We start from the raw sequence: 26004 nt of genomic DNA on the forward strand, positions 1-26004 counted from the left end.
CGGCAACGTGCGGACGACGGGGAGGAGCCATGCCGCAACCCTATTGGTTCCCACAGCCAGGTTGATCACAGCCAGCCGCGGCGTTTGAACAGCAGGTAGAGCGCGCCGCAGACCGCGAGCATCAACGTCACCGCGAACAGGTAGCCGTACCGCCAGTCCAGCTCCGGCATGTGGGTGAAGTTCATCCCGTAGACGGTGCCGATCAGGGTGGGCGCGAACAGGATGGCCGCCCAGGCGGAGACCCGCTTGATCTCCTCGTTCTGTTCGAAGCTGGCCGCGGTCAGGCTGCGCATCTCCTCGTTCTGCGCCTGCGAGACCAGGGTGGCGTTGACGGTGAGGATGTTCTGGAGGAGGTGCCGGAACGCGTCCACCCGTTCCACCACCTGGGTGAGGTGGTCGGCCACGTCGCGCAGCCGGCGGCACAGCTCCTCGTCGGTGCCGTACCTGTGGAAGCCGTCGCGGAGCGCATCGACGACCTTGAGCAGCGGGCGGGCGGCGCGCTGGAACTGGATCACCTCCCGGCTCAGCTCGTAGATGCGACGGCTGGCGTTCGGGTCGCCGCCGAACACCTCCGTCTCGATCTCGTCGATGTCGTTCTCCAGCCCGGCAACCACCGGCGCGTAGCCGTCGACCACCCGGTCGAGCACCGCGTGCAGCACCGCCTCCGGGCCGAGCGCGAGCACCGCCGGCTCCGCTTCCAGCCGCCGCCGCACCGTGGCCAGGTCGGGTGTGCCGCCGTGCCGCATCGTGATCACGAAGCCGGGGCCGAGGAACAGGTGCAGTTCGGCGAACTCGACCGCCTCCCGGGCGTCCAGGTAGCGGGCGGCGCGCAGCACCACGAACAGGGTGTCGCCGTACCGTTCCAGCTTCGGCCGCTGGTGGGCGTTGATCGCGTCCTCGACGGCCAGGTCGGGCAGTTGGAACGCGTCGGCCAGCGAGGCGATCTGCTCCGCGCTGGGCTGGCGGAGCCCGATCCAGGCCATGCCACCGTCGAGCTGTTGCAGGCAGCGGAACGTGTCGGCGAGGCTGACCGGCGACGCCCGGCGGACCCCGCCGACGTAGACGCCGCTGTCCACCAGGGCGGCGGGCCGTTCCGACCCCGCCGGGCCGGCGTCGACGGCGTGCTCGTTGAGGCGCCGGCCGAACCCGTCCGGCGGCGTCGCGAACCGGTCGTCCGCCATGCCCCTCCCCCGCTGCTCGGCCGGCTCGGCGAGTCCCCGGCGGGCGGCGGCGCAAACCTCAGGGGCGGTAGCGGTAGCCCATCCCCGGCTCGGTGATCAGGTGCCGGGGCCGGGCCGGGTCGTCCTCCAACTTGCGGCGCAGCTGGGCCATGTACTGCCGCAGATAGTTGGTCTCGTGGTGGTATTCCGGCCCCCACACCTCGTGCAGCAGCTGGCGCTGGCTGACCAGCTTGCCGGGGTTGCGCAGCAGCTTCTCCAGCATCGCCCACTGGGTGGGGGTGAGCTTCACCTCGACGCCGTCGTCGCCGGTGACGGTCCGATCGGCCAGGTCGACGGTGTTCCGGCCGATCCGCAGGGCCGGCACGGCAGGGGTGGCCGGGGCGAGGCGGCGGGTCACCGCGCGGATGCGGGCGAGCAGCTCGTCCATCCCGAACGGCTTGGTCACGTAGTCGTCAGCGCCCGCGTCCAGCGCGGCCACCTTGTCCTCGCTGCCGGCCCGGCCGGAGAGCACGATGATCGGCACGGCGGTCCAGCCGCGCAGGCCCCGGATGATCTCGGTGCCGTCCAGGTCGGGCAGGCCGAGGTCGAGCACCACCAGGTCGGGCGGGCGGCCGGCGGCGGCTTTCAGCGCGGCGACGCCGCTGTCGGCCACCTCCACGTCGTAGCCTCGGGCCCGCAGGTTGATCCGCAGCGCCCGCAGGATCTGCGGCTCGTCATCGACGACCAGGACGCGGGTCATCGCGGTGGGCCCTCCCCCTGTGTGGCGGCCGGCAGGCGCAGCACCATGGTCAGACCACCGCCGGGCGTGGTCTCCGGGCTGATGCTGCCACCCATCGCCTCGGCAAGCCCTCGGGACAGCGCCAGCCCGAGGCCGACGCCGGTCTGGTTGTCCCGGTCACCGAGGCGTTGGAACGGCAGGAAGACGTGCTCCCACTGGTCGGCCGGGATGCCCGGACCGGTGTCGATCACCCGCAGCTCCACCTGGCCGGCGTGCGCGCTCGCGGTGATCGTCGGCGGCCTCCCCGGCGGGCTGTACCGCAGCGCGTTGGCGACGATGTTGACCAACACCCGCTCCAGCAGGCCCGGGTCGGCCAGCGCCGCCGGCAGGTCCGCCGGGATGTCCGTGCCCACCTCGGCCGCCGCCGGGCCCAACTCGTCCAACGCCCTGGGTACGGCGTCCTCCAGCCCGATCGCGGCGGTGGTGACGCCGAGCGCGCCGGCCTGCAACCGGCTCATGTCGAGCAGGTTCGCCACCAGCCGACCCAGCCGGTCCAGCGACTCGTCGGCGGTGGCCAGCAGTTCCTCCCGGTCGTCGGCGTCGAACTCCACGTCGGGGCTGCGCAGGCTGCTCACCGCGGCCTTGGCCGAGGCCAGCGGCGTACGCAGGTCGTGGCTGACCGCGGCGAGCAGCGCGGTGCGCATCCGGTCGGCGGCGGCCAGCGGGCGGGCGGTGGCCGCCTCCTCGGCCAGCCGTTCCTGGCGCAGCGCGACGGCCGCCTGCGCCGCGAACGCCTCGACCACCCGCCGGTCGGCGGCCTCCAGACGCCGGCCGGCGAGCACCACGGCGAGTCGGTCGTCGACCGGCACCACGGTCTCGCCGGCGCTGGGGCTGCCCGGCGGCCGGTCGCCGACGCCGGCCACCACGCGCCAGGCGCCCTCCTCCCGGGCCCGGTCGGGCCGGCCCCGCGCGTCGGCGGTCAGTTCCAGCACGCTGACCGCGCGCAGCCCGAACGTCTCCCGCAGCCGGTCCAGCAGCGCGGGCAGCGGTCGTTCGCCGCGCAGCACGCTGCCGGCGACGGCGGCCAGGGTCTGCGCGTCGGCGGAGGCCCGCGCGGCCTCCCGGGTACGCCGGGCGGCCACGTCGACCACCCCGCTCACCGCGATGGCGACGCCGACGAACACGCCGAGGGCGAGCAGGTTGTCCCCCTCGGCGATGGTGAGCGTGCGGAACGGCGGGGTGAAGAACCAGTTGAGCAGCAGCGAACCGCCGAGCGCGGCGACCAGCGCCGGCCACAGCCCGCCGACCAGCGCCACCCCGACCACGCAGGTGAGGAACAGCAGGATGTCGTTGGTCAGGGTGAGGTCGGGCAGCGCGAGCAGCAGCACCGTCAGCAGGGGCATGCCGAGTACGGCGAGCGCGTACCCGAGCAGCCGGCGGCGCCGGGACAGCGCTGCGGGCACGGCGCCCGCTCGGCGTCCGCGTCCCGCCTGCGGGTGGGTGACCAGGTGCACGTCGATCGGCCCGGACAGCGCGGTGGTGGTCACCCCGACGCCCCGGGCGAGCACCTGGGCGAACCGGCCGCGGCGGCTCGCGCCGAGCACGAGTTGGGTGGCGTTGACGCCCCGGGCGAAGTCGAGCAGGGCCGCCGGGATGTCGGTGCCGAGCACCTGGTGGTAGGTGCCGCCGAGGCTCTCCACCAGCACCCGTTGGCGGGCGAGTTGGGCCGGGTCGGCGCCGGCCAGGCCGTCGCTGCGGGTCACGTGCACGGCGAGCAGGTCGGCGCCCTTGCTGCGGGCGGCGATCCGGGCGGCCCGGCGGACGAGCGTCTCGCCCTCCGGGCCGCCGGTGAGGGCGACCACCACCCGTTCCCGCGCCTCCCAGGTGTCGGAGATGCCCTGCTGGGCCCGGTACGCGTCGAGCTGCTCGTCGACCTTGTCGGCGAGCCAGAGCAGCGCCAGTTCGCGCAGCGCGGTGAGGTTGCCGATCCGGAAGTAGTTGCCCAACGCGGCGTCGATCCGGTCGGGCCGGTAGATGTTGCCGTGTGCCATCCGACGGCGCAGCGCCTCCGGCGTCATGTCCACCAGTTCGACCTGCTCGGCGGCCCGGACCACCTGGTCCGGCACGGTCTCCCGCTGGGTGGTGCCGGTGATCTGGGTGATCACGTCGTTGAGCGACTCCAGGTGCTGGATGTTGACCGTGGAGAGGACGCTGATCCCGGCGTCGAGCAGTTCCCGCACGTCCTGCCAGCGCTTCTCGTGCCGGCAGCCGGGGACGTTCGTGTGCGCCAGTTCGTCCACCACGACCACCTCGGGCCGGCGGGCCAGCACCGCGTCGAGGTCCATCTCGGTGAACCCGACACCCCGGTAGGTCATCGGCCGGCGCGGCACCACCTCCAGGTCGCCGATCATCCGGGCGGTGTGCGGGCGGCCGTGCGTCTCGACCAGGCCGACGACCACGTCGGTGCCGCGTTCGGCGCGGCGGCGGGCCTCTTCGAGCATGGCGTACGTCTTGCCGACCCCGGGGGCCGCCCCGAGGTAGATCCGCAGTTCACCCCGACCCACAGCGTCCATCCTCCCTGAGTGCAAGGAAGGGCCCCCTGTTAACGCCTCGTGAGGTGGAGGGGGCCCTTCTTAACACTTCCGTCAGCGCGCCGGGAACGCCTCGTCCAGCGCGAGGTTGAGTTTCAGCACGTTCACCGCCGGCCCACCCATGAACCCGAGCACCCGACCGGTGGTGTGCTCCGCGACCAGCCGCCGCACCGCCGCCGGGTCCGCGCCGCGCTCCCGCGCCACCCGGCCCACCTGGATATGCGCGTACGCCGGGGAGATGTGCGGGTCGAGGCCGCTGCCGCCGGCGGTGACCGCGTCGGCGGGCACGGCCGGTTCGGCGGGCGCGTCGCCGCGGACCGGGGTGACGACGCCGCCCTCGGCCACGTAGTCGTGACCGGGCCGGCCCACCTCCACCGCCACCCCCGCCCAGGTGGTCACGAACGGCGTCGCGGGCGCGGCCTGGTTGACGCTCACCACCCGGGTGACCCGGCCGGTGAGCCCGTCGGCGCGGAACACCGCCAGCACCGCCCCCACCCCGTCCGGCGTGCAGTAAGGGCGTCGCCCGTCCACGCCCTCGCGCTCACCGATCGCCCTGCTGCGCGCGCAGACCTGGGTGAGCAGGCTCTGCGTCGAGGTCTCCGGGTCGCCGGTGAGCGCGTCGACCACGCTCTCCGGGCCGAGGTTGCCGGCGGCCGTCGCCCTCGGGTCGTAGCCGTCACCGGCGGCGGACGGGCGGGACTGGAAGTAGCGGGGTACGGCGTTGCCGTCGGCGTCGGTGAACGACTGCCCGATCAGCACGCTGCCCACCGTCCGGCCGCCGGCGGTGGCCAGGGAGCCGTCGGCCCGGCCGTCGAGGCCGGGCAGCCGGCCCACGGCGACCAGGGCGAGCGGGTACGCCAGCCCGAGCAGGACGGTGAACACGAGCACCGCGCGCAGGGCGGCCAGGTGCGGGGAGAGCCAGTTGGGCAGGCGCATCAGGAGACCCCCGGGATGAACTGGACGAGCAGGTCGACGAGCTTGATGCCGACGAACGGCACCACGATGCCGCCGAGGCCGTAGAGCAGGAGGTTGCGGCGTAGCAGCGCCGACGCGCTGGCCGGGCGGTAGCGCACACCGCGCAGGGCCAGCGGGATGAGCGCGACGATCACCAGGGCGTTGAAGACGACCGCGGACAGGATCGCCGAGGTGGGGCTGGACAGCCGCATGACGTTCAGCGTGTCCAGGCTCGGATAGATGCCGGCGAACATGGCCGGGATGATCGCGAAGTACTTGGCGATGTCGTTGGCGATGCTGAACGTGGTCAGCGCGCCCCGGGTGATCAGCAGCTGCTTGCCGATCTCGACGATCTCGATCAGTTTGGTCGGGTCGGAGTCGAGGTCGACCATGTTGCCGGCCTCCTTCGCGGCCGACGTGCCGGTGTTCATGGCCACGCCGACGTCCGCCTGGGCGAGTGCGGGCGCGTCGTTGGTGCCGTCGCCGGTCATCGCCACCAGCCGGCCGCCCGCCTGCTCCTTGCGGATGAGTGCGAGCTTGTCCTCCGGGGTGGCCTCGGCGAGAAAGTCGTCCACACCGGCCTCGTCGGCGATGGCCCGGGCGGTACGCGGGTTGTCGCCGGTGATCATCACGGTGCGGATGCCCATCCGGCGCATCTCGGCGAAGCGTTCCCGCATGCCGTCCTTGACGACGTCCTTGAGGTGGATGACGCCCAGCGCCCGGGCCGGGCAGCCGGTGGTGTGCTCGGCCACCACCAGCGGCGTGCCGCCGGTGCCGCTGATCTCGTCGACCAGCTCGCCGACCCGCGCGGCGGGGTGCCCGCCGTTCTCCCGTACCCAGGTCAGCACCGCGGCGGCGGCGCCCTTGCGGATGCGCCGGGTCCCGCCACCGGTGTCGAGGTCGACGCCGCTCATCCGGGTTTGCGCGGTGAACGGTACGAAGGTGGCGTGCGGGATCAGGCCGGGTTCGCGTTCCCGCAGGCCGAATTCGTTCTTCGCCAGCACCACCACCGAGCGGCCCTCGGGTGTCTCGTCGGCCAGGCTGGACAGTTGGGCCGCGTCGGCGAGCGTGGCCGCGTCCACGCCGGTCACCGGCAGGAACTTGGCGGCCTGCCGGTTGCCCAACGTGATGGTGCCGGTCTTGTCCAGCAGCAGGGTGTTGACGTCGCCGGCCGCCTCGACCGCCCGGCCACTCATCGCCAGCACGTTGCGCTGCACGAGCCGGTCCATGCCGGCGATGCCGATCGCCGACAGCAGTGCGCCGATGGTGGTCGGGATGAGGCAGACCAGCAGGGAGACCAGCACCACGCCTGTGACGCCCGAGTCGGTGATCGCCGCGCTGTCCGGGGCGGCGGCCTGGTAGCCCTTGGCGAAGATCGCCATGGGCTGGAGCGTGACCACCGCGAGCAGGAAGATGATCGTCAGCGCGGCCAGCAGGATGGTGAGCGCGATCTCGTTCGGCGTCTTCTGCCGGTTCGCGCCCTCCACCAGGGCGATCATCCGGTCGACGAAGCTCTCGCCGGGTTTCTGGGTGATCTGGACGACGATCCGGTCGGAGAGCACCCGGGTGCCGCCGGTGACCGCGCTGCGGTCGCCGCCGGACTCCCGGATCACCGGGGCGGACTCGCCGGTGATCGCCGACTCGTCGACGCTGGCGATGCCCTCGACCACGTCACCGTCGCCGGGGATGACCTGTCCCGCCTCGACCAGCACGACATCGCCCTGGCGCAGCTGGGGCGCGGGCACCGCCTCGTCCCGCCAACTGTCGGCCGGCGCGCCGGGCCGCCAGCCGACCAGGCGGGTGGCGATGGTGTCCTGCCGGGCCCGCCGCAGCGTGTCGGCCTGCGCCTTGCCGCGCCCTTCGGCGACGGCCTCGGCCAGGTTGGCGAAGAGCACGGTGAGCCAGAGCCAGACGGTGATCGAGACGGCGAACACGGACGGGTCGGCCACCGCGAGCACGGTGGTGAAGAGCGCGCCGATCTCGACGATCAGCATCACCGGGTTGCGCCACATCCGGCGCGGGTCGAGCTTGCGCAGCGCGTCGGGCAGCGACGCGAGCAACAGGCGCGGGTCGAGCAGCCCGCCACCGACCCGGTTGCCCGGGCGGGCCGGCGCGGCGGGCGGCGTCGCGTCGGCGGCCGGCGCGTCGAGAGTGTCCAGCGGTGCGGTCATGTCCTTGTCCCTCACGGTGGTCACAGCCCTTCGGCCAGCGGGCCGAGCGCGAGCGCGGGCAGGAAGGTCAGCGCGACGAGGACCACGGTCACGCCGACGACCATGCCGACGAACAGCGGCCGGTGGGTCGGCAGGGTGCCCTCGGAGGCGGGGGTGGGCTGCTGGCGGGCCAGCGAACCGGCCAACGCGAGCACGAAGATGATCGGCAGGAACCGGCCGAGCAGCATGCACAGCCCCAGCGCGGTGTTCCACCACGGCGTGTTCACGGTGATGCCGGCGAACGCGGAGCCGTTGTTGTTGCTCGCCGAGGTGAACGCGTAGAGCACTTCGGACAGCCCGTGCGGGCCGACGTTGAGCGCGGTCGAGGCGTTGCCGGTGGCGAACGCGGCGGCGGTTCCGGTGAGCACCAGCGCCGGGGTGACGAGGAAGTACAGCGAGGCGAACTTGATCTCGCGGGCCCCGATCTTCCGGCCCAGGTACTCCGGCGTGCGGCCGACCATCAGACCGGCGACGAACACCGTGATCACGGCGAGGATCAGCAGCCCGTACAGGCCGGCGCCGACGCCGCCCGGCGCGACCTCGCCGAGCATCATGTTGACCATCGTCATCATCCCGCCCAGGGCGGTGTACGAGTCGTGGAACGAGTTGACCGCCCCGGTGGAGGTGAGCGTGGTGGCCGCCGCGAACGTGGCCGAGTTCGACACGTCGAAGCGGACCTCCTTGCCTTCGAGGGCCGCGCCGACCGCCTGCGGCACCGTGCCGTGGCCGGTCAGCTCGAACACGTTGGTGAGGGCGACGCTGGCCAGTGCGAGAATCGCCATCACGGCGACGATCGCGTAGCCCTGCCGGGCCTGCCCCACCATCCGGCCGAAGACCCGGGGCAGGCTGAACGGGATCACCAGGATCAGGAAGATCTCCAACCAGTTCGTCCACGCGGTCGGGTTCTCGAACGGGTGGGCGCTGTTGGCGTTGTAGAAGCCGCCGCCGTTGGTGCCCAGTTCCTTGATGACCTCCTGGCTGGCCACCGGCCCGCCGGTGATCGTCTGGGTGCCGCCGGTGAGCGTGGTCACGTCGGTGCCGCCGGAAAGGTTCTGCACCACCCCGCCGAGCATCAGCACGAACGCCCCGAGCACCGCCACCGGCAGCAGGATCCGCAGCGTGACCCGGGTCAGGTCGACCCAGAAGTTGCCCAGTTCGCCGGTGCGGCTACGAGCGAAACCCCGGACCAGCGCCACCGCGACGGCGATGCCCACCGCGGCCGAGACGAAGTTCTGCACGGCCAGACCGGCCATCTGCACCAGGTGCCCCATGGTCGACTCACCCGAGTACCACTGCCAGTTCGTGTTGGTCACGAACGACACGGCGGTGTTCCACGCGCCGTGCGGCACCACCGGGTCGAAACCCAGCGAGAGCCACAGCTTGTCCTGTACGCGTTGCAACGCGTACAGGAACAGCAGGGAGACGGCCGAGAAGGCCAGCACGCTGCGGGCGTACACGCCCCAGGTCTGCTCGGCGGCCGGGTCGACCCCGACCAGGCGGTAGATCCCCCGCTCCACCCGGGACGACCGGGTGCCGGTGACCACCCGGTACATGTGGTCGCCGAACGGCCGGTGGACGGCGACAAGCGCCACCACGAGCGAGAGGACGAAGAGCACGCCGGCTGTCGTCGTACTCATCAGAAACGCTCCGGGAACAGCAGGGCGACGACCAGGAACACACCCAGGCCGATCGCCAGCACCAAGCCGACGGCGTTGACGACGTTCACAGCTTCTCCACACCCCGCACCACGAGGGCGAGAGCCACGAACAGCCCCACCGTCAGCAACACGAACAGCACGTCGGACACGGCTTACCTCTCCTACCGGACGTTGTCCGCGCGACCGCCCACCGGCCGCGCCGGGCAATCAAAACGCCAGGTCGGGGCCGTCGGACAGGGGCTATAACGCGACCATCACGCCGGGCCGTGGTTTCTTGACGCGCTTTTCACGGCGCGGCCGCCCGTGACCACCGCCGGCCACCGTCGCGGCGACCACGCCCGGCGGTACGCCGCCTACGCTGTGCGGGTGACGGCCGAACTGACCCTGCTGTCCGACGTGGCCTGCCGGGGCGTGCCGGTCGGCGGGGCGCGGCTGCGCGGACTGCTCGCGCTGCTCGCCGGTCGGCTCGGCGCGGGTTGCCGCACCGGCGCGCTCGTCGACGGGCTGTGGCCGGACGATCCGCCCCAACATCCGGTGAAGGCGTTGCAGATCCTGGTCTCCCGGGCACGCGCCGAACTGGGCGCCGACCTGATCGTGCGGACCGCCACCGGCTACCGACTGACGCTCACCGACGGTCAGGTCGACGCGGCGGCGGTGCTGCGCCACGCCGCGACGGCCGCCCGGCACGGCCGGGCCGGCGAACACGCGGCCGCCCTGGCCGAGGCGGAGGCGGGGCTGGCGTACTGGGGCGGCCCACCGGACGACGACGCGGGCGTCGGTGACCCGCTCGCGGCGTTGCGCGCCGACCGGGCGGCGACGTACCGGGCGCTGCGCCGGGCGCAGGCGGTCGCGTTGTCCCGCCTCGGCCGGTACGCGGAGGCGCTGCCCGCGCTCACCGCGCTTGCCGCCGAGGCGCCACACGACGAGGAGTTGCTCGTCGAACTGCTGCGCGGCGAGGCGGTGGTCAGCGGCCGGCCGGCGGCCCTGGCCCGGTACGAGGACCACCGTCGCGCGCTGCGCGAGGAACTGGGCGCCGATCCGGGTCCGACGCTGCGGGAGCTGCACCGGGAACTGCTGGACGGGGAGAGCCGGGTGACCCGGCCCGGCATCCCGTACGAGCCGAACCCGCTGCTCGGCCGCGACGACGACCTGAACGCGGTGGAAGCCCTGCTGGCCGCTTCCCGGGTGGTGTCCGTCGTCGGTCCGGGCGGGCTGGGCAAGACCCGGCTCGCGTACGCGGTGGCCCGGCGCGCGCCGCAGCGCGGCGTACGCCTGGTCGTGCTCGGCTCGGTCGACGCGGACACCGACGTGCCGGGCGCGGTGGCGTCGGCGCTGGGCGTCGGCGAGCCGGTGGCCGGTCCGGTGGCCGCGCTGCCGGTGCCCGCCGACCCGGTCGCCGCGATCGTGGCGGCGCTCGGCCCGGGGCCGGTGCTGTTGGTGCTGGACAACTGCGAGCAGGTGGTACGGGGCGTCGCCGCACTCGTGGGCGCGTTGGTGGCGGCGACCCGGGAGCTGCGGGTGCTGGCGACCAGCCGTACCCCGTTGGGGTTGACCTCGGAGGCGGTGCACCCGCTGCCGGAGCTGCCGCCGCCCACGGCGGTGGAGCTGTTCACCCAGCGGGCCCGCGCCGCCCGGCCGGGCGTTGTGCTGCCGGCCGACGAGGTGGCCGAGGTGTGCCGGCATCTGGACGGGATGCCGTTGGCGATCGAGCTGGCCGCCGCCCGGGTCCGGGCGATGAGCGTGCCGGAGCTGGCCCGCCGCCTGGACGACCGGTTCGGGCTGTTGCGCGGCGGCCCGCGGGACGCGCCGCCGCGGCACCACACGCTGCACGCGGTGGTCGACTGGAGCTGGAACCTGTTGCGGCCGGAAGGGCGGACGGCGCTGCGGGCACTGTCGGTGTTCCCCGCCGGGTTCGACGCGGCGGCGGCGGACCGGGTGCTCGGCGGCGACGCGCTGCCGGTGTTGGAGCATCTGGTCGACCAGTCGCTGCTGCGGGTGGAGGAGACGCCGGAGGCGATCCGGTTCCTGATGTTGGAGACGGTGCGGGAGTTCGGCGCGGCCCGCCGCGCCGAGGCCGGCGAGACCGAGGCGGTGGTGACGGCCTTCCTCGCCTGGGCGCGCGAGTTCGGCCTGGGCGGTCACCACGCGCTTGCCGACGCCGACCCGTTCGTCGCCGTGGCGGCGATCCGGGCCGAGCAGGACAACCTGGTCGTGGCGCTGCGCCTGGCGCTGGCCCGGTCCGACGCGCCCACCGTGGTCGCCGTCGCCGCCGCGCTGGCCGCGGTGTGGACGGTGGACACCAGCTACACCCGGATGCTCACGCTTGTCGCCGACACGGAGTTCCTGCTGTCCCACTACCGGCCGGCGGCGGAGTTCGTCGTGCCGACCCGTACCGTCGCCGTGCTCGGCCTGGCGCACACCCTGATGATCGTCGGACGCCGGGCGACCCGCTCGCTCGTGGTGCTGCGCCGGCTGCCGCCGCCACCACCGGACACAGTGGTCGGGGCGATGGCCGTGGTGCTGGGCGCGTTCCCCGAGATCAGCGCCGACGCGTCCGTGCTCGCGACCCTGCGCACGCACCCCGAGCCGCTTGTCGCGGCGGTGGCGAACTGCCTGGCCAGCTACCTGTCGGAGCAGGCCGGGCGGCCGGACGACGCGCTCGACACGGCCCGGCGGATGCGCGACGTACTGGCGCACCAGCCGCTGCGGTGGCTGCGGGTGCTGGCCCACTCGCGGGTCGGCGAACTGTGCATGCAGGCCGAACGCGCGGCCGAGGCCCGGGACAACCTGACCGCCGCGTTGGACCTGCTCGCCGAGTCCGGCCCGGCGCGTGACCGGTTCCAGATCCGCTGGAGCCTGGTCCTGGTCAACCTGGCGCTCGGTGAGGTCGACGAGGCGGAACGCTGGCTGCGGCTGGCCACCGCCGACAGCCTCGACGGCCGGTACGACGCCCCGCCCGTCGAGGACGACCAGTACGGAATGCGGGTCTACGATCACTGCATTCGGGCCGAGTTCGCGCTGGCCCGGGGCGACGTCGACGCCGGGTTGGCCGGCTGGCGGGAGGCGCTGGACAGGTTGCGGCAGCCGACCGACCCGTTCGTCTGGTCCGGTCCGCCCGGCGACGCGCCGTGGCACCTGGAGATCCGCGCCGCTGCCCTGGCCGCGCACGCCCGGCACGGCCGGCTGCACCTGGTGCCGGGGCTCGCCGACGCGCTGCGCGACAGGTGCGCGGCGCTGCTGGCCGACCCGATCGTCGACGCGCCCGGGTTCGTCGTGCAGCTGCCGATCCACGGGTCGCTGCTGCTCGCCAACGCCCTGGCCGAGCTGGACCGGGCCCGGCGCACCGGCGATCCGGCTGCCGGTGCGTCCGGCGCCCGGCTGGTCGCGCTCGCCGAACACCTCGGCTACCTGCGCAACTTCCAACCCACCATGTCCTCGGCGGCGGCCCGGCGGGCGGCGCGGGACGCCGACCGGGCGGCGTACGACACGGCTCGCGCCTCGTACGCCGCCCTCGACCACGACGAGCTTCGGCTCGCGGCCCTGGCGCAGATCAGCGGGACGGGTCCCGGTTGTACGACCGGCGCGCCCACAGGTAGCCGAGCAGGCTGATGCCGGAACACCAGGCCACCGCCGCGAGCGCGTCGCCGCCATCGACCGGACCGGCCAGGAGCAGCCCGCGCAGCGTCTCCATGATCGGGGTGAACGGTTGGTGCTCGGCGAACCAGCCGAGCCACCCGGGCATCGTTTCGGTCGGCACGAACCCGCTGCCCAGGAACGGCAGCAACATCAGGGGCATGGGCAGGTTGCTGGCGCTCTCCACGCTCTTGGGCACCATGCCCAGCGCCACCGACAGCCAGGTGATCGCGAACGCGGTGAGGGTGAGCAGCCCGACGGCGGCGAGCCACCGCATCGGGCCGGCGTCCGGCCGGAAACCGACGAGCAGCGCCACCCCGACCACCACCACCAGTCCGAGCAACGTCTGCGTCACCGCGCCGACGACGTGGCCGGTGAGCACCGCCGCGCGGGCGATGGACATGGTGCGGAAGCGGGCCACGATGCCCTCGGTCATGTCCATGGCCACCGCGATGGCGGTGCCCTGCGCCGCGCCGGCCATGGCGAGCAACAGGATGCCGGGGGTCACGTAGTCGGCGTACGCGGATCGCCCTCCGGCCATCGCGCCGAGGCCGTTGCCGAGGGTGCCGCCGAAGACGTAGACGAACAGCAGCAGGAAGACCACCGGCAGGGCGATCACCGTGAACGTCAGCGACGGGTAGCGCACCGCGTGCTTCAGATTGCGACGCAGCATGGTTGCCGAGTCGGCGACGGTGTGGGCGAGCGTGCTCATGCGGTCACCTTCTCCTCGGTCGGGCGGCCGGTGAGGGCCAGGAAGACATCGTCGAGGTCAGGGGTGTGCAGGCTGAGCGACTCGACCGCGACACCGGCGGCGTCGAGCCGGTCGAGCAGGTCCCGCACCCCGCTGACCCGCCCGTCGCCGGCCACCCGCAGCGTCAGGTCCTCGTCGTGCCGGGTGGCCGCCGGGAACAGCCCGGCCGCCGCGGCCAGCTGCGTCGGGTCGGTGAAGTGCAGGCGTACGTGTCCGCCCGGTACCCGCCGCTTCAGCTCGGCCGGGCTGCCCTCGGCGACCAGGTGACCGCCGTCGAGCAGGGCGACCCGGTCGGCCAGCTGGTCGGCCTCGTCCAGGTACTGGGTGGTGAGGAACACGGTGACGCCGTCGGCCACCAGGTCGCGGACGATCTGCCACATGGTCCGGCGGCTGCGCGGGTCCAGACCGGCGGTCGGCTCGTCCAGGAAGATCAGCCGGGGGTTGCCGACAAGCGTCATCGCCAGGTCCAGCCGGCGCTTCATCCCACCCGAGTACGCCGCCACCGCCTTGTCCGCCGCGTCGGTCAGCTCGAAGCGGGCCAGCAGGTCGTCGACGACCCGCCGTCCGGCGGCCCGGCCCAGGTGCCGCAGGTCGGTCATCAGTTTGAGGTTCTCCGCGCCGGTGAGCAGCGCGTCGACGGCGGAGAACTGGCCGGTCACGCCGATCGCGGCACGTACCCGGTCCGGCTCGGCGGTCAGGTCGTGACCGGCGACCCGCACGGTGCCGCCGTCGGCGCGGATCAGCGTGGACAGGATCTGCACGGCGGTGGTCTTGCCGGCGCCGTTCGGCCCGAGCAGGGCGAAGACCGTGGCCTCGGGGACCCGAAGGTCGACGCCGTCGAGCACCACCTGTTTCCGGTACGCCTTGCGCAGCCCGGTCGCCTCGATCATCGCGCCGGGGGTTGTCGTCGTCATGCACCGACCGTGGCGGCTACCGGGCTCGGCCCGGTTTCACCACGGTTTCACGCCCTCCGGGCGCGGCCCGGCGGTCAGCGGTTGGCGGCCTTGGCGACCAGCGCCTCGGCGACCTCGCGCACCTTGCGGTTGGAGTCCTGCGAGAGCTTCGACAGCAGCGCGAACGCCTCGTCGGCCGAGCACCGCCGCTGGCCCATGAGGATGCCCTTGGCCTGCTCGATGACGGCCCGGCTCCGCATCGCCTCGCGCATCTGCCGGGCCAGCGTCGCGGTGCTGTCGTAGAGGTGGGCGTTGGCCAGGGCGACGGCGGCGTAAGCGGCGAAGCTCTCCGCGATCCGGATCGCTTCGCGGTCGAAGGCGCCCGGGGTGACGCCGTACAGGTTGAGCGCGCCGGTGACCGCCTCCTGGATCGGCAGGCCGATCGACAGGGAGCTGCCGATGCCGGCCTCGCGGGCCAGCGCCGCCCACTCCGGCCAGCGTTCCTCGGCGACCAGGTCGGGCAGCGAGAGGCTGGCCGCGCTGGCGGAGGCGTCGAGGCAGGGGCCCCGCTCCTGCCGGTACTGCCACTCGTCGAGTTTGCGCGCCAGGTCGCTGGTGCAGGCGGCGCTCTGGTTGTGGCCGCCCTGGGCGATGGTGACGGTGACGTGGGCGCTGCCCGGGACGGTCTGGTTCGCCAGTTCGGCGACGCGGCCCAGCACGTCCTCCAGGTCCGTCTCGTCGAGCCGGATCCGGCTCAGCTCGGCGAGGGCTGCGCCGGGGTCCGCGTGCGGGGCTGTCATGGACGGCTCCTTGTCGGCCGGCGGTGGGACGTCGAGCATCGACAAACCTACCCCGGCGGCCTCCCCGCGACACGGACCTCGGACGTGCGGCAACGGCCGGCGGGGCGTAATGTCGAGGGCACGGGTCAAGACATGCGCCCTCCGACTCCGGCCACATGGGCCGGAGCGTCCCTCCAGGTGAGGTGGGAGGCGCCATGTCCGAGAGGCTGCCCGGGTTCGGCTGCCATCATGTCCCGACCGCGGCCGGCTGGTTCCGGCCCGACGAGCCCATCCTGTGGTTGAGCTGCACCGTCGACCGTGACGTCACGCACGTCTCGGTCGCCGGGGAGGTCGATCTGAGCAACGCCCACCTGCTCACCGAACTGTTGGAGAACCTGGTCGCGGGCCGGGCGCCGACGGTGGTGGTGGACCTCTCCGAGGTCACCTTCTTCGGCGCGCACGGCACCGAGGCGCTGGTGCGGGCCCGGAAGCTGCTGACCGGACGGGGCGGTCGGCTGACGCTGCACCGTCCCGCACCCATCGTCCGCCGCGTCCTCGATGTCACCGGCACGCTCGCCGCGTTCGAGGTCCTCGACAGGTCCGCCCGCACCCCGGCCGACGGGCGGCACGTCCGGTCGTGCCCGCTCGCCGGCAGGACGTAAAATCGCCCGGTAGCTGACGTCCCGGTCGGGGCGTCAGGAACGAGCGTCAAGAAGCGGCGCGGGGCCCGGTCCTGTCTGGATCGGGCCAACGGTTCGCGACCGCGAGCCGTCCGCCAGCCGCCGCCCACCGTCCCGGGTCGGCGGCCTCGCTTCGCGCACGGACGTCCCAGCATGCCGCAGGCACACCCCGACCTCGCCGCAGCCTTGATCAAACTCGGGCGGATCAAATACGGCGAGGCAGACCTCGACGTGGTCTTGTCGATCATCGCCCAGGTCGCCAAGGACACCATCCGCGGCACCGCCGAGGTCTCGGTCACCCTGGTCCAGGGCGCCGAGGCGCACACCGCCGCCTACACCGGCGAACTGGCGCTCACCCTCGACCAGTGGTCAGTACGCGCAGGGCCGCGGCCCGTGCCTGGACGCCGCCACCACCGGCACCGCCATGCTGGTGCCGGACATGGCCACGGAGGGCCGCTGGCCGGAGTGGGCGGCCCGGGCGCACGAGGCGGGTGCCGCCAGTTCCCTGTCCATCGGCCTGCCCATCCAGGAGGCTACGGTCGGCGCGCTGAACATCTACGGCGCGGCGCCCGGTGTGCTGGACGAGCAGGTCGACCTGGCGCAGACGCTGGCCGGGTACGCGGGCATGGCCCTGGCGAACGTCCACCTCTACGAGAGCACCGCGACGCTGGCACAGCAGATGCAGGAGGCGATGCAGAGCCGGGCCGTGATCGAGCAGGCCAAAGGCATCATCATTGGCCAGCGACGCTGCTCGGCCGACGAGGCGTTCGCCATCCTGGCGCGGGTGTCGCAGGACTCCAACCGCAAGTTGCGGGAGGTCGCCGAGTCACTCGTCGACCGCGCGGTGCACGGCCCTCGTGACTGAGCGTGAGGTCAGCGCGGCATCGCCCGCCAGCCGGAGCCACTCGCCCGCCACGCCCCGGCGAGGATGCTCGCCGAGCCACGGCTCGGGCACTGTTGGATCTTGGACCGGCCGGATGCCCCGCCGATCTGAGCCTGGACCTGCCACTGGCTCCCGTCGGTGCGGATGTAGACGTCACGCCGTCCGCGGGGGTTGTTGACGCCGTTCCACCAGTGTTCCTCGACCACCATGTCGTGACGGTACCGCAGTCCACCCGCCCCGGCCCAGGCCGCAAACCGGTTGCCCGCCCCGCCGATCGGCGGAAAGCTACCCGGATGACCGCACCGGACGTGCCGCGCGCCTTCTCCATCCGCGAGGGCGACCTGCGCATCCTCAACCCGTTCGACCAGCTCAAGCTGGCCACGCTGGGCCGCGCGATCCGGCTGCGGCCCGGCGACGAACTGCTCGATCTGTGCAGCGGCAAGGGCGAACTGCTCTGCACCTGGGCCCGGGACCACGGGATCACCGGCACCGGGGTCGACATCAGCAGCACATTCACCGCCGCCGCCCGCGAGCGCGCCGACGAACTGGGCGTGGCCGACCGGGTACGTTTCGTGCACGGCGACGCCGCGACGTACCCGCCGGAGCGTCCGGTCGACGTGGCCGCCTGCGTCGGCGCGACCTGGATCGGCGGCGGGGTGCCCGGCACCCTGGACCTGCTCGGCCGGGCGTTGCGGCCAGGCGGCATGGCGCTCGTCGGCGAGCCCTACTGGCGGCGCGACCCGCCGGACGAGGCGACGGTCATCGGGTCGCACGCCCGCTCCCGGGACGAGTTCCGCGACCTGCCCGGCCTGGTCGAGTCGTTCGGCGAGTGCGGCTGGGACCTGGTCGAGATGGTCCTCGCCGACCGGGACAGCTGGGACCGGTACGCCGCCGCGCACTGGCTGAACCTGCGCCGCTGGCTGGACGCGAACCCGGACGACGAACTCGCCCCCGAACTGCGGCGGGAGCTGACCGAGGACCCGCTGCGCTACGTCCGCTACCAGCGCGAACATCTGGGATGGGGAGTGTTCGCGCTGCTGCGGCGGTGACCGGCTTAGCGGGCAGCTACGCAGGGTAAGGCGGGATCATGGGACAGTTGCGCACCTCGCCGCCGCCGCCGCAGGCCACCGAGCTGGACCAGTGGGTGCTCGACAGCCCCGAGGACCTGCACGCCCTGCGCGCCTCGCTGCGTGACGCACTGAACCGGCACGGTCTGGTGCAGGGCGAGGACCTGGACGAGGTGCCGCACCTGGTGGTGCTCGTCGCCACCGAACTGGCCAGCAACGCGCTGCGGCACGCGCGCCCGCCCACCATCGTCACGCTGCTCGCCGCCGACGACCTGTTCCTGCTCGACGTGGCCGACCACGACGTGGGCACGGTGCCGGAGCTGACCGACATCAGCCCGACGGACTCGGGTGGGCGCGGGCTGTTCCTGGCCCAGTCGGTCTCGCTCGACGTCGGCTGGTACGCCACCGGGGGCACCAAGAACATCTGGGCGTCGTTCCCGCGCTGACCTGACCTGACTGCCGGGTCAGCGGTCGCCGGCCGGGACCGGGTCGTCGTACTGGCCGGGCGGCCCGGCCAGCGGCTCCCCGTCCACCAGCGGCCACGGGTTCGGGGTGCACCCGTGCAGCCCGAGCGTCTGCTGGACCATCACCGGCGCCGGGGTGCCGGCCCGCGGGCAGTGTTCGTGCCCGTGGCCCAGCCGGTGACCCACCTCGTGGTTGAGCAGGTACCGCCGGTAGAGGTCGAGGTCGGTGACGTGCGGCACGCCGTGCGCCCAGCGGGCCACGTTGATCACCACCCGGTCGCCGTTGCGGCAGGAGGTGTAGCGGTCGGTCGGGTCGCCGCACAGCCGCCCCCGGGTCACCGGGGTGGTGAGCAGCACGGTGAAGTCGGCCGGGTCGTCCCGACCCACCCGTTGCAGCCGCCACCGGCCGTCGCCGGTCCAGCCACGCCGGTCGGCGAGCGTCGCCGCGACCTGCCGGCCGAAGCGTTCCACGTCCACCTCGCGGATGCCCTCCTCGACCGCGACCCGGTAGCGCATCAGCTCTCCGGAACGGCCGGCGACCGCGCCGACCGTGTCGGCGGTGCGGAAGGTGCCCGTGCCCCGGGCCGGGTAGCTGATGCCGGGCGGCACCCGGCCGGCCACCCGCACGGGCGTCGGCACGGTCCGCACCGTCGGGCGTGCGGTCGGTGCCACCGCCCGGACGGCCTGTTGCGTCGGGATCCGGTCCCGCAGGTCCGGGTGGCGCACGAGATACCCGCCGCCGGCTGCCAGGCCGGTCACGACCAGGCCCGCCACCACAAGCGGTAGGCCGGCCCGCGACCTCCGTCGGTGCAGTCCTCGGCCGTACCCGCCCACGTCGATCTCCGTCCGTCGCGCCGCGCCGCTCCCGGACAGGGGTACGGATGGCACGCCCGGACGGTTGAACGGGCCGACCGGGTACCGTCGGTGCCGGGGTGAGCGACCGGCCGCCTGTCGGAGCCGAGGGAGCCACCCGTGCCACCAGCCGAGCAGCTGCTCGACGCCGCCGTGACGACCGCGCGGGGCAGCGACGTGCGCGCCGCCGAACGGGCCCTCGACGGCCTGGTGGTGGGCGACGGCGCGGCGGTGGACGCGGCCCTGCTGGCCCGGCTCACCCGGTCCGTCGGCCGGCTCTGGCCGCGTGGCTGGCAGCCGGTAGACCTGGAGCGGCTCGCCCTGCGCCGGCTGACCCCGCGCGGCGCGCGGCTGCTGCGCGACGCCGTGGCCGCCCAGCGACGCGCGTTGCCCGCGCCGGTCCCGGCCTGGTTCGACGAGCAGCTCGCCGCCACGGGCGCCCGGTGGGACACCGACGCGGGCTGGCTGGACCGGCGTGCCGACGGTGACCGGATCACCGCGCTGCGGGACGCGGTCGACGCGGTCGTCCTGGTCGAGGAGCTACCGCCGGTCGCGGTGCTGCGCCCGCCGCCCGGCTCGGCCGGCGCCTCGTACGCCGCCGCCCCGGCCACCGGTTCCCGGATGCTCGACCGGGTCCGCGCGCTGCTGGCCAAGGCCGAGTCGACCGGCTACCCGGCCGAGGCGGAGGCGTTCACCGCGAAGGCGCAGGAGCTGATGGCCCGGCACAGCATCGACGCCGCGCTGCTCGACGCCGGGGCGGTACGCGCCGGCGGCCCGGGTGGGGTGCGGATCGGCGTCGACGCCCCGTACGCGGCGGCGAAGGCGCTGCTGATCCAGGAGGTGGCGGCGGCGAACCGGTGCGAGTCGGTCTGGTCCGACGACCTGGGGTTCGCCACCGTGCTCGGCTTCCCCGCCGACCTGGCGGCGGTGGAGCTGCTGCACACGTCGCTGCTGGTGCAGGCCACCGCCGCGATGCTGCGTGGGCGTGGGGAGCGCCGCAGCGGCAGCGGACGGCGCACCAAGGGCTACGACGAGTCGTTCCTCAACGCGTTCGCGCTGCGGATCGGTGACCGGTTGCGGACGGCCAGCGCGGCGGCGGCCGAGGAGCGGGACGACGATCGGCTGCTGCCGGTGCTCGCGGCCCGCTCCGACGCCGTCCGGGGGCACCTGGAGCAGCTTTTCCCCGGCACCACCCGGCACCGGCTCCAGGTGCGCGACGAACAGGGGTGGGCCTCCGGCACCAGCGCGGCGGACGACGCCTCGCTCGACCCGCGCCGGCCGGCGGGTCGGCTAGGCGGGGGCCGCTGACCCCCACGGGGCCACGGTCAGAAGAGCCGTCCCCGGTACGGGTGCGGTCGATGCCAGGTTTCCTCCCAGTCGAGCAGGTCGGCCTGGATCGCCGGGAGGTCACGGCGATGCACCCGGGTGACGCGGGGAGACGCCGGCAGGCCGGCGAGAAAGTGCCAGTACCGCTCCAGTGCGTCGCGGACCTCCGGAACGGGGTACTCGCCGCGCTGGCCGTCCAGCCAGATGTTGCGGAGCACGACCCGATCGGCGGCCACGTGGATGTCGAACCCCTCGCCCTCCCACTTCCCCATCGACGGCCTGCCGTGCAGGGCGTCGTCGATCAGGGCAAGCGCGTCCAGGCAGGCAAAAAAACTGTTTCGGATATCCGTGATCAGCCACACCCCCAGCGCCACACAACGGGGATCGTCCACGTGGTAGGCCGGCCTGCCGTCATCGACGGAGAAGGACATCGATTTCACTTCTGCCCCCACCCGGCATGACGTCGCACGGGTGGCGCGGTCAGAAGAGCCGTCCCCGGTACGGGTGCGGCCGGCCCCACCGCTCCTCCCACTGGAGCAGTTCCGCCTGCCACCGCGGCAGGTCGGGCCGGTACTCGCGAATCAGCTCGCGGTTCTCCGGGCGGTTGGCCAGGAACCTCCAGTAGGCCTCGACCGCTTCCCGGGCCTCGTCCAGCGAGTAACGGCCACGCTCGTCCGCGACCCACTCGTTGACGAACTCCAGCCCGGTGGGGGTGAATCGGACCTCGTACTTGTCGCTGTCCCACTCGTCCTCCGGCGGGCGGCCGTGCGCGACGTCGTCGATCATCGCCAGGGCGTCCAGGCAGGCCGAGTAGGAGACGGAGATGTCGGTGATCAGCCACGCGCCGAGGGCTCGGTAGTGCTGGTCGGTCACGGTGAACAGCGGGAGCCGGAACTCATCGACGGTGAAACTGATGAACGCCAACGGAAGTCCTTCGGATCATGGGATGACGACCGGCCATCCGTGGGTGAAGCCGCCCGAGCCATTGTAGAAACCCTCGATCACCAGGCCCTTGTGCGTGCCACGCCACATGCTGGTGCCCGGCACCGGCTTCGCGTTCTGGAAGGCTCCGGTGATGGCGTTGTCCACCTGGGCGGGCGTCCAGTCGTCGGGGAAGAAGGAACTTTCCCCGCCGTTGCCCTTCTTCGGCTTCCACGCCCCGTGCGGGGGATTCATCGTGGGGTCGAAGAACTCGGGTTTGCCGGTGTAGGCCCCGGTCCTGGGGTCCTTGACGACGGTGCCGGGCTGGAGCCGACGCCCCGGGAAGTCCTGGCCGCCGGGCCGGTAGTGGTAGCCGGATCCCTTGGGCGCGCCGGGTTTCGGGTGGCCGCGGAACACGTGTTCGGTGAAGTGCGGGTTCATCCGGTCGGGTCGGTTGCGCGTCTTGGTCCGCTTGAGAAAGCGCAACGCGGCCCGCATCAACCGGCCGCCTGCTTTGCCCCCGCTCATGTCACCTCACCCGTCGACGAGTTTCCAGAGGGCTTCCTGGACGAGGTTGCCGACGATGGTTCGGGCCAACTGCTGGAAGATCGGGATCTCCAGCAGCGACGCGCCGAAGGTGACCGCCGCGGTGGCGATCGCCTGGGCGATCTGGATGGCCAGGACGACAAGTTGCACGATGACCGCGACCTTGAGAGCGAGCACGATCGCACCGCAGATGATCAGGCCGGTGCCGGTGAGCATCGCGGCGGTGACGCCGTCGCGCAGGCTGTCGGCGGGGCTGTCCTCCTGGTTCCACCAGTTCTGGAACGCGGTGATGTCCTGGCCGGTCTGCTGCGTCCAGACCGTCGCCGCACCGGTGCTCGCCTCGGTCACCACGCCGGAGAGGGTGTCGGAGAACCGGATCCAGGCGTTGCCCATCTCGAAGAGTTTGGTCTCGTCCGCCTCGGGCCAGGTGTAGCCGAGGATGCTGAGCAGCGAACGCAACTCGCCGGGTAGCTCCATGCCCATGGTCAGCCGCCCAGCATCCGCCGGAGGCTGTCGAGGTTGCGGGTGATGGCCGCCTCGGTCTCGGCGTAGCGGGTCGCCATCTTGCCGAGATCCGCGCCGGCGGCGGCGATCTCGTCGAGGGCGGTGTCGAAACACTCGAAGGCGAACGCGGAGACCTCGTCGTGGGCGGCACCGATCAGCGACCCGATGTCGTCGGACCCCCACGGTCGGCCGAACCCGGCCAGCTCGGCCCGGAAGGCGGCCAGCGCCTGACCGAACCGGGTGGAGACACCGTCCAGCGTCGCCCCGGAGGCACGGAGCCGATCCGGGTCGACGTCGACAGGCATCAGCGCCCGCCCTGGCGGGAGAGCCGGTCCTGCGCCTGGATCAGGGCGTCGGTGAACAGGCTGAACTGACGCCCGGCGTCCTCCTGGACCCGGCGCAGCTGCTCGCCGAGTGAACCCAGGTCGACCTCGCCGGCGACGGCGGCGGTGGCCTGTTCCTGCAGGTCGGTGAGCGCGGCGTTGACCGCCGCCTCGATCTCCTCGGCGAGGGCCTCGCTGGCCATCCGCATCACCCGGGGGTCGAGCGTCAACGCGGTGACCCGCCCGGGCGGGCCGGCGGTGACCCGGATCATGCCGTCGGCGGCCTCACCGACGCCCTCCGGCGGCGTGATCTGCTCGTCGTGGCCCTCCGCGGCCTGCCGCCGCAGCGCGGACATGGTTTCGGACAACACCCGGCCGAAGCCGGACGGGTCAGCGGGATCGGCCATCGACAAAGCTCCTCCGCAGTTGAGGTCGCTTCGCATCCTATGCACCGGTGCCGATCCGGGTGGGCCCGGGGGAACGATGTGGACCGTGGTCGGTCCCACGCAGCACGCCGGGCCGGCACAATGGCCGGCCCGGTGGATGTGCGTCGCGTAACGTCAGCTCTTGAAGGCGTCCTTGATCTTTTCAGCGGCCTGCTTGAGCTTGGCACCGGACTGGTCGTTGCGGCCCTCGGCCTCGAGGCGCTCATTGTCGGTGACCCGACCGACGCCTTCCTTGACCTTGCCGGTGGTGTCCTGGGACGCGTTGTCAATCTTGTCGTCGAGACCCATGCTGACCTCCACTGGTGCGATTACCTGACGACAACTGGTTACCCCGTCGACCGCCGGTCCAACCCACTCACCCGATCGGGCGGAAGCGCCGCAGGCGCAGGCTGTTCGCCACCACGAAGACCGACGAGAACGCCATCGCCGCCCCGGCGAGCATCGGGTTGAGCAGACCGGCCGCGGCCAGCGGCAGCGCCGCCACGTTGTAGGCGAACGCCCAGAACAGGTTGCCCTTGATGATCGTCAGTGTGCGCCGAGAGAGCCGGATCGCGTCCGCGGCGGCCAGCAGGTCACCCCGGACCAGGGTCAGGTCGGCGGCCTCGATGGCCACGTCGGTGCCGGTGCCCATGGCGAGCCCGAGGTCGGCACGGGCCAGTGCGGCCGCGTCGTTGACCCCGTCGCCGACCATGGCGACCACCCGCCCCTCACCCTGGAGGCGCTCGACCACCGCCACCTTCTCGGCGGGCAGCACCTCCGCGATCACCTCGTCGATGCCGACCTCGGCAGCCACCGCCTTCGCCACGGTGGTGTTGTCGCCGGTGAGCAGCACCGGGGTGAGCCCCAGGCCGCGCAGCCGGGCGACCGCCGCCCGGCTGGTCGGCTTCACCGCGTCGGCCACCGCGAGCACGCCCCGCGCGCGTCCGTCCCAGCCGGCCAGGACCGCCGTGCGGCCGGCGGCCTCCGCGCCGGTCGCGGCGCGGGCCACCGCCTCGGGTACGTCGAGGCCCTGCTCCCGCAGCAGGCGTGCCCGGCCGACCACCACGGACCGGTCGTCGACGACTCCGGTCACGCCCAGCCCTTCGGTGTTGGCGAAACCCGTCACCGCGGGCAGCGGCCCGGCCTCGGCCGCGGCCTCGGCGACCGCCCGGGCGATCGGGTGCTCGGAGGCCGCCTCCAGCGCGCCGGCCAGCCGGAGCAGCTCGGCGGCGTCCTCGCCGTCCGCGGGCAGCGCCTCGGCAAGCGCCATCCGGCCGGTGGTGACGGTGCCGGTCTTGTCCAGCACCACGGTGTCCACCCGGCGGGTGCTCTCCAGCACCTCCGGCCCCTTGATCAGCACGCCGAGCTGCGCGCCACGCCCGGTGCCGACCAGCAGCGCGGTCGGGGTGGCCAGGCCGAGCGCGCACGGGCACGCGATGATCAGCACGGCCACCGCGGCGGTGAACGCGGCGGTCGGGCCGGAGCCGGTGCCCAGCCACCAGCCCAGCGTGCCTGCGGCCAGGGCGATCACGATCGGCACGAAGACGCCGGAGATCCGGTCGGCGAGCCGCTGCACCGCCGCCTTCCCGGTCTGCGCCTGCTCCACCAGCCGCGCCATCTGCGCGAGCTGGGTGTCCGCGCCGACCCGGGTGGCCCGGACGACCAGCCGGCCGCCGGCGTTGACGGTCGCGCCGACCACGGCGTCGCCCGGCCCGACCTCGACCGGCACCGACTCGCCGGTGAGCATGCTGGCGTCGACCGCCGAGGTGCCCTCCTCGACCACGCCGTCGGTGGCGAGCTTCTCGCCGGGCCGGACCACGAACCGGTCCCCCACCGCGAGCTGGTCGACGGGTATCCGGGTCTCCTGCCCGCCGCGCAGCACCGCCACGTCCCGGGCGCCGAGTTCGAGCAGGGCGCGCAGGGCCGAGCCGGCGGTGCGCTTGGCGCGCGCCTCGAAGTAGCGCCCGGCCAGGATGAAGACGGTCACCCCGGCGGCGGCTTCCAGGTAGATGTTGCCGGCGCCGTCACCGCGGGTGATGTCGAAGCGGAACGGGTGCTTCATGCCGGGCATGCCGGCGTCGCCGAGGAAGAGCGCCCACAGCGACCAGCCGAACGCGGCCAGCGTGCCGAGGGAGACGAGCGTGTCCATGGTCGCCGCGCCGTGCCGCAGGTTGATCAGCGCGGCCCGGTGGAACGGCAGTCCGCCCCAGACCACCACCGGGGCGGCCAGGGTCAGCGAGGCCCACTGCCAGTAGTCGAACTGCCATGCCGGCACCATGGCGAGCACGATCACCGGCAGGGTCAGCACCGCGGAGACCCAGAGTCGGGTACGCGCGACGCGCAGCTCGTCCACCGGCTCACCGTCCGGGGCCGTCCCGGACCGGTCGGGCGGGGGCGGCACCACGGCCGTGTAGCCGGTCTTCTCCACGGTGGCGATCAGATCGGCCGGCGCGACCTGATCGGCGTAGCGGACGGTGGCCTTCTCGGTGGCGTAGTTCACCGTGGCCTCGACGCCGTCCATCCGGTTGAGCTTCTTCTCGATCCGGGCGGCACAGGACGCACAGGTCATGCCGCCGATCGCCAGCTCGATCAGATTCGGCGCGGTGGGCGGCGCCTTTCCCGTGGCAGTCATCGCGGCCCCTCCGG

25 protein-coding genes and 1 pseudogene are annotated in these 26004 nt (G+C 73.2%); 6 read left to right on the forward strand and 20 right to left on the reverse strand.

What is annotated here, in order from left to right:
* Positions 1 to 65 precede the first annotated feature (65 nt).
* The 7 genes from ACLQ2X_RS07695 to kdpF all read right to left on the reverse strand — a co-directional run bounded on the left by ACLQ2X_RS07695 (position 66) and on the right by kdpF (position 9380).
* Positions 66 to 1181, reverse strand: coding sequence for a magnesium and cobalt transport protein CorA (locus ACLQ2X_RS07695; RefSeq protein WP_425680259.1), 1116 nt, complete (start codon positions 1179 to 1181; stop codon positions 66 to 68).
* 58 nt (positions 1182 to 1239) lie between these two features.
* A complete protein-coding gene (locus ACLQ2X_RS07700) occupies positions 1240 to 1920 on the reverse strand; it encodes a response regulator (RefSeq protein WP_425680260.1) in 681 nt (226 codons plus the stop codon).
* A complete protein-coding gene (locus tag ACLQ2X_RS07705; RefSeq protein ID WP_425680402.1) occupies positions 1917 to 4463 on the reverse strand; it encodes a DUF4118 domain-containing protein in 2547 nt (848 codons plus the stop codon). The genes ACLQ2X_RS07700 and ACLQ2X_RS07705 overlap by 4 nt, the downstream gene beginning before the upstream one ends.
* An 81-nt stretch (positions 4464 to 4544) precedes the next feature.
* A complete protein-coding gene (locus ACLQ2X_RS07710; protein WP_425680261.1) occupies positions 4545 to 5426 on the reverse strand; it encodes a potassium-transporting ATPase subunit C in 882 nt (293 codons plus the stop codon).
* Entirely contained in the window at positions 5426 to 7615 is a 2190-nt protein-coding gene (gene kdpB / locus ACLQ2X_RS07715) for a potassium-transporting ATPase subunit KdpB (protein ID WP_425680262.1), read from the reverse strand. Before kdpB ends, ACLQ2X_RS07710 begins: the two co-directional genes overlap by 1 nt.
* A gap of 20 nt (positions 7616 to 7635) precedes the next feature.
* Entirely contained in the window at positions 7636 to 9291 is a 1656-nt protein-coding gene (gene kdpA / locus ACLQ2X_RS07720) for a potassium-transporting ATPase subunit KdpA (RefSeq protein WP_425680263.1), read from the reverse strand.
* On the reverse strand, positions 9291 to 9380 hold the full coding sequence (gene kdpF, locus ACLQ2X_RS07725; protein WP_425680264.1) for a K(+)-transporting ATPase subunit F: 90 nt from the start codon (positions 9378 to 9380) through the stop codon (positions 9291 to 9293). Before kdpF ends, kdpA begins: the two co-directional genes overlap by 1 nt.
* A 297-nt stretch (positions 9381 to 9677) precedes the next feature.
* Between kdpF and ACLQ2X_RS07730 the strand changes: the two genes are divergently transcribed.
* Positions 9678 to 12920 (forward strand): ATP-binding protein, encoded by a 3243-nt coding sequence (locus tag ACLQ2X_RS07730; protein WP_425680265.1) that lies wholly within the window; start codon positions 9678 to 9680, stop codon positions 12918 to 12920.
* Here ACLQ2X_RS07730 and ACLQ2X_RS07735 read toward each other — a convergent pair.
* The 3 genes from ACLQ2X_RS07735 to ACLQ2X_RS07745 form a co-directional block, all read right to left on the reverse strand.
* A complete protein-coding gene (locus ACLQ2X_RS07735) occupies positions 12862 to 13656 on the reverse strand; it encodes an ABC transporter permease (protein ID WP_425680266.1) in 795 nt (264 codons plus the stop codon). The two genes, ACLQ2X_RS07730 and ACLQ2X_RS07735, sit on opposite strands and share 59 nt — an antisense overlap.
* Positions 13653 to 14609 (reverse strand): ATP-binding cassette domain-containing protein, encoded by a 957-nt coding sequence (locus tag ACLQ2X_RS07740; protein WP_425680267.1) that lies wholly within the window; start codon positions 14607 to 14609, stop codon positions 13653 to 13655. Before ACLQ2X_RS07740 ends, ACLQ2X_RS07735 begins: the two co-directional genes overlap by 4 nt.
* Before the next feature lie 74 nt (positions 14610 to 14683).
* Positions 14684 to 15388, reverse strand: coding sequence for an ANTAR domain-containing protein (locus ACLQ2X_RS07745; protein ID WP_425680268.1), 705 nt, complete (start codon positions 15386 to 15388; stop codon positions 14684 to 14686).
* Between the two features lie 194 nt (positions 15389 to 15582).
* On the opposite strand from ACLQ2X_RS07745, the gene ACLQ2X_RS07750 reads away from it, so the two are divergent.
* The gene (locus tag ACLQ2X_RS07750) at positions 15583 to 16029 is read left to right on the forward strand and encodes an STAS domain-containing protein (protein WP_425680269.1); all 447 of its coding nucleotides are present in this window, start codon (positions 15583 to 15585) and stop codon (positions 16027 to 16029) included.
* Between the two features lie 171 nt (positions 16030 to 16200).
* Positions 16201 to 16912: pseudogene (locus tag ACLQ2X_RS07755) on the forward strand (GAF and ANTAR domain-containing protein).
* An 8-nt stretch (positions 16913 to 16920) separates the two neighbouring features.
* On the opposite strand, the gene ACLQ2X_RS07760 reads toward ACLQ2X_RS07755, so the two are convergent.
* A complete protein-coding gene (locus ACLQ2X_RS07760; protein WP_302904391.1) occupies positions 16921 to 17139 on the reverse strand; it encodes a hypothetical protein in 219 nt (72 codons plus the stop codon).
* 84 nt (positions 17140 to 17223) lie between these two features.
* On the opposite strand from ACLQ2X_RS07760, the gene ACLQ2X_RS07765 reads away from it, so the two are divergent.
* On the forward strand, positions 17224 to 17979 hold the full coding sequence (locus ACLQ2X_RS07765; RefSeq protein ID WP_425680270.1) for an SAM-dependent methyltransferase: 756 nt from the start codon (positions 17224 to 17226) through the stop codon (positions 17977 to 17979).
* A gap of 38 nt (positions 17980 to 18017) precedes the next feature.
* Complete coding sequence (locus ACLQ2X_RS07770) at positions 18018 to 18443, forward strand: ATP-binding protein (RefSeq protein WP_425680271.1); 426 nt, start codon at positions 18018 to 18020, stop codon at positions 18441 to 18443.
* Between the two features lie 18 nt (positions 18444 to 18461).
* On the opposite strand, the gene ACLQ2X_RS07775 is transcribed toward ACLQ2X_RS07770, so the two are convergent.
* Positions 18462 to 19349, reverse strand: coding sequence for a DUF3152 domain-containing protein (locus ACLQ2X_RS07775; protein ID WP_425680272.1), 888 nt, complete (start codon positions 19347 to 19349; stop codon positions 18462 to 18464).
* An 84-nt stretch (positions 19350 to 19433) separates the two neighbouring features.
* Here ACLQ2X_RS07775 and ACLQ2X_RS07780 point away from each other — a divergent pair, with 84 nt between their 5' ends.
* Positions 19434 to 20621 carry a DUF2786 domain-containing protein gene (locus tag ACLQ2X_RS07780; RefSeq protein ID WP_425680273.1) on the forward strand — a complete coding sequence of 396 codons (1188 nt, stop codon included), beginning with the start codon at positions 19434 to 19436 and terminating at the stop codon, positions 20619 to 20621.
* A gap of 17 nt (positions 20622 to 20638) precedes the next feature.
* On the opposite strand, the gene ACLQ2X_RS07785 is transcribed toward ACLQ2X_RS07780, so the two are convergent.
* The 8 genes from ACLQ2X_RS07785 to ACLQ2X_RS07820 form a co-directional block, all read right to left on the reverse strand.
* A complete protein-coding gene (locus tag ACLQ2X_RS07785; protein WP_425680274.1) occupies positions 20639 to 21091 on the reverse strand; it encodes a hypothetical protein in 453 nt (150 codons plus the stop codon).
* Between the two features lie 28 nt (positions 21092 to 21119).
* A complete protein-coding gene (locus ACLQ2X_RS07790) occupies positions 21120 to 21563 on the reverse strand; it encodes a hypothetical protein (RefSeq protein ID WP_425680275.1) in 444 nt (147 codons plus the stop codon).
* A 15-nt stretch (positions 21564 to 21578) separates the two neighbouring features.
* The gene (locus ACLQ2X_RS07795) at positions 21579 to 22088 is read right to left on the reverse strand and encodes an EndoU domain-containing protein (protein WP_425680276.1); all 510 of its coding nucleotides are present in this window, start codon (positions 22086 to 22088) and stop codon (positions 21579 to 21581) included.
* A gap of 6 nt (positions 22089 to 22094) precedes the next feature.
* Positions 22095 to 22589 (reverse strand): hypothetical protein, encoded by a 495-nt coding sequence (locus ACLQ2X_RS07800; protein WP_425680277.1) that lies wholly within the window; start codon positions 22587 to 22589, stop codon positions 22095 to 22097.
* A 2-nt stretch (positions 22590 to 22591) separates the two neighbouring features.
* On the reverse strand, positions 22592 to 22915 hold the full coding sequence (locus ACLQ2X_RS07805) for a hypothetical protein (protein WP_425680278.1): 324 nt from the start codon (positions 22913 to 22915) through the stop codon (positions 22592 to 22594).
* The gene (locus tag ACLQ2X_RS07810; protein ID WP_425680279.1) at positions 22915 to 23340 is read right to left on the reverse strand and encodes a YbaB/EbfC family nucleoid-associated protein; all 426 of its coding nucleotides are present in this window, start codon (positions 23338 to 23340) and stop codon (positions 22915 to 22917) included. The genes ACLQ2X_RS07805 and ACLQ2X_RS07810 overlap by 1 nt, the downstream gene beginning before the upstream one ends.
* Before the next feature lie 153 nt (positions 23341 to 23493).
* Entirely contained in the window at positions 23494 to 23667 is a 174-nt protein-coding gene (locus ACLQ2X_RS07815; protein WP_425680280.1) for a CsbD family protein, read from the reverse strand.
* Positions 23668 to 23734: 67 nt separating this feature from the next.
* Positions 23735 to 25990, reverse strand: coding sequence for a heavy metal translocating P-type ATPase (locus ACLQ2X_RS07820; RefSeq protein ID WP_425680281.1), 2256 nt, complete (start codon positions 25988 to 25990; stop codon positions 23735 to 23737).
* Positions 25991 to 26004 lie beyond the last annotated feature (14 nt).

The organism is Micromonospora sp. DT31, from assembly GCF_049841795.1.
GTDB lineage: Bacteria > Actinomycetota > Actinomycetes > Mycobacteriales > Micromonosporaceae > Micromonospora.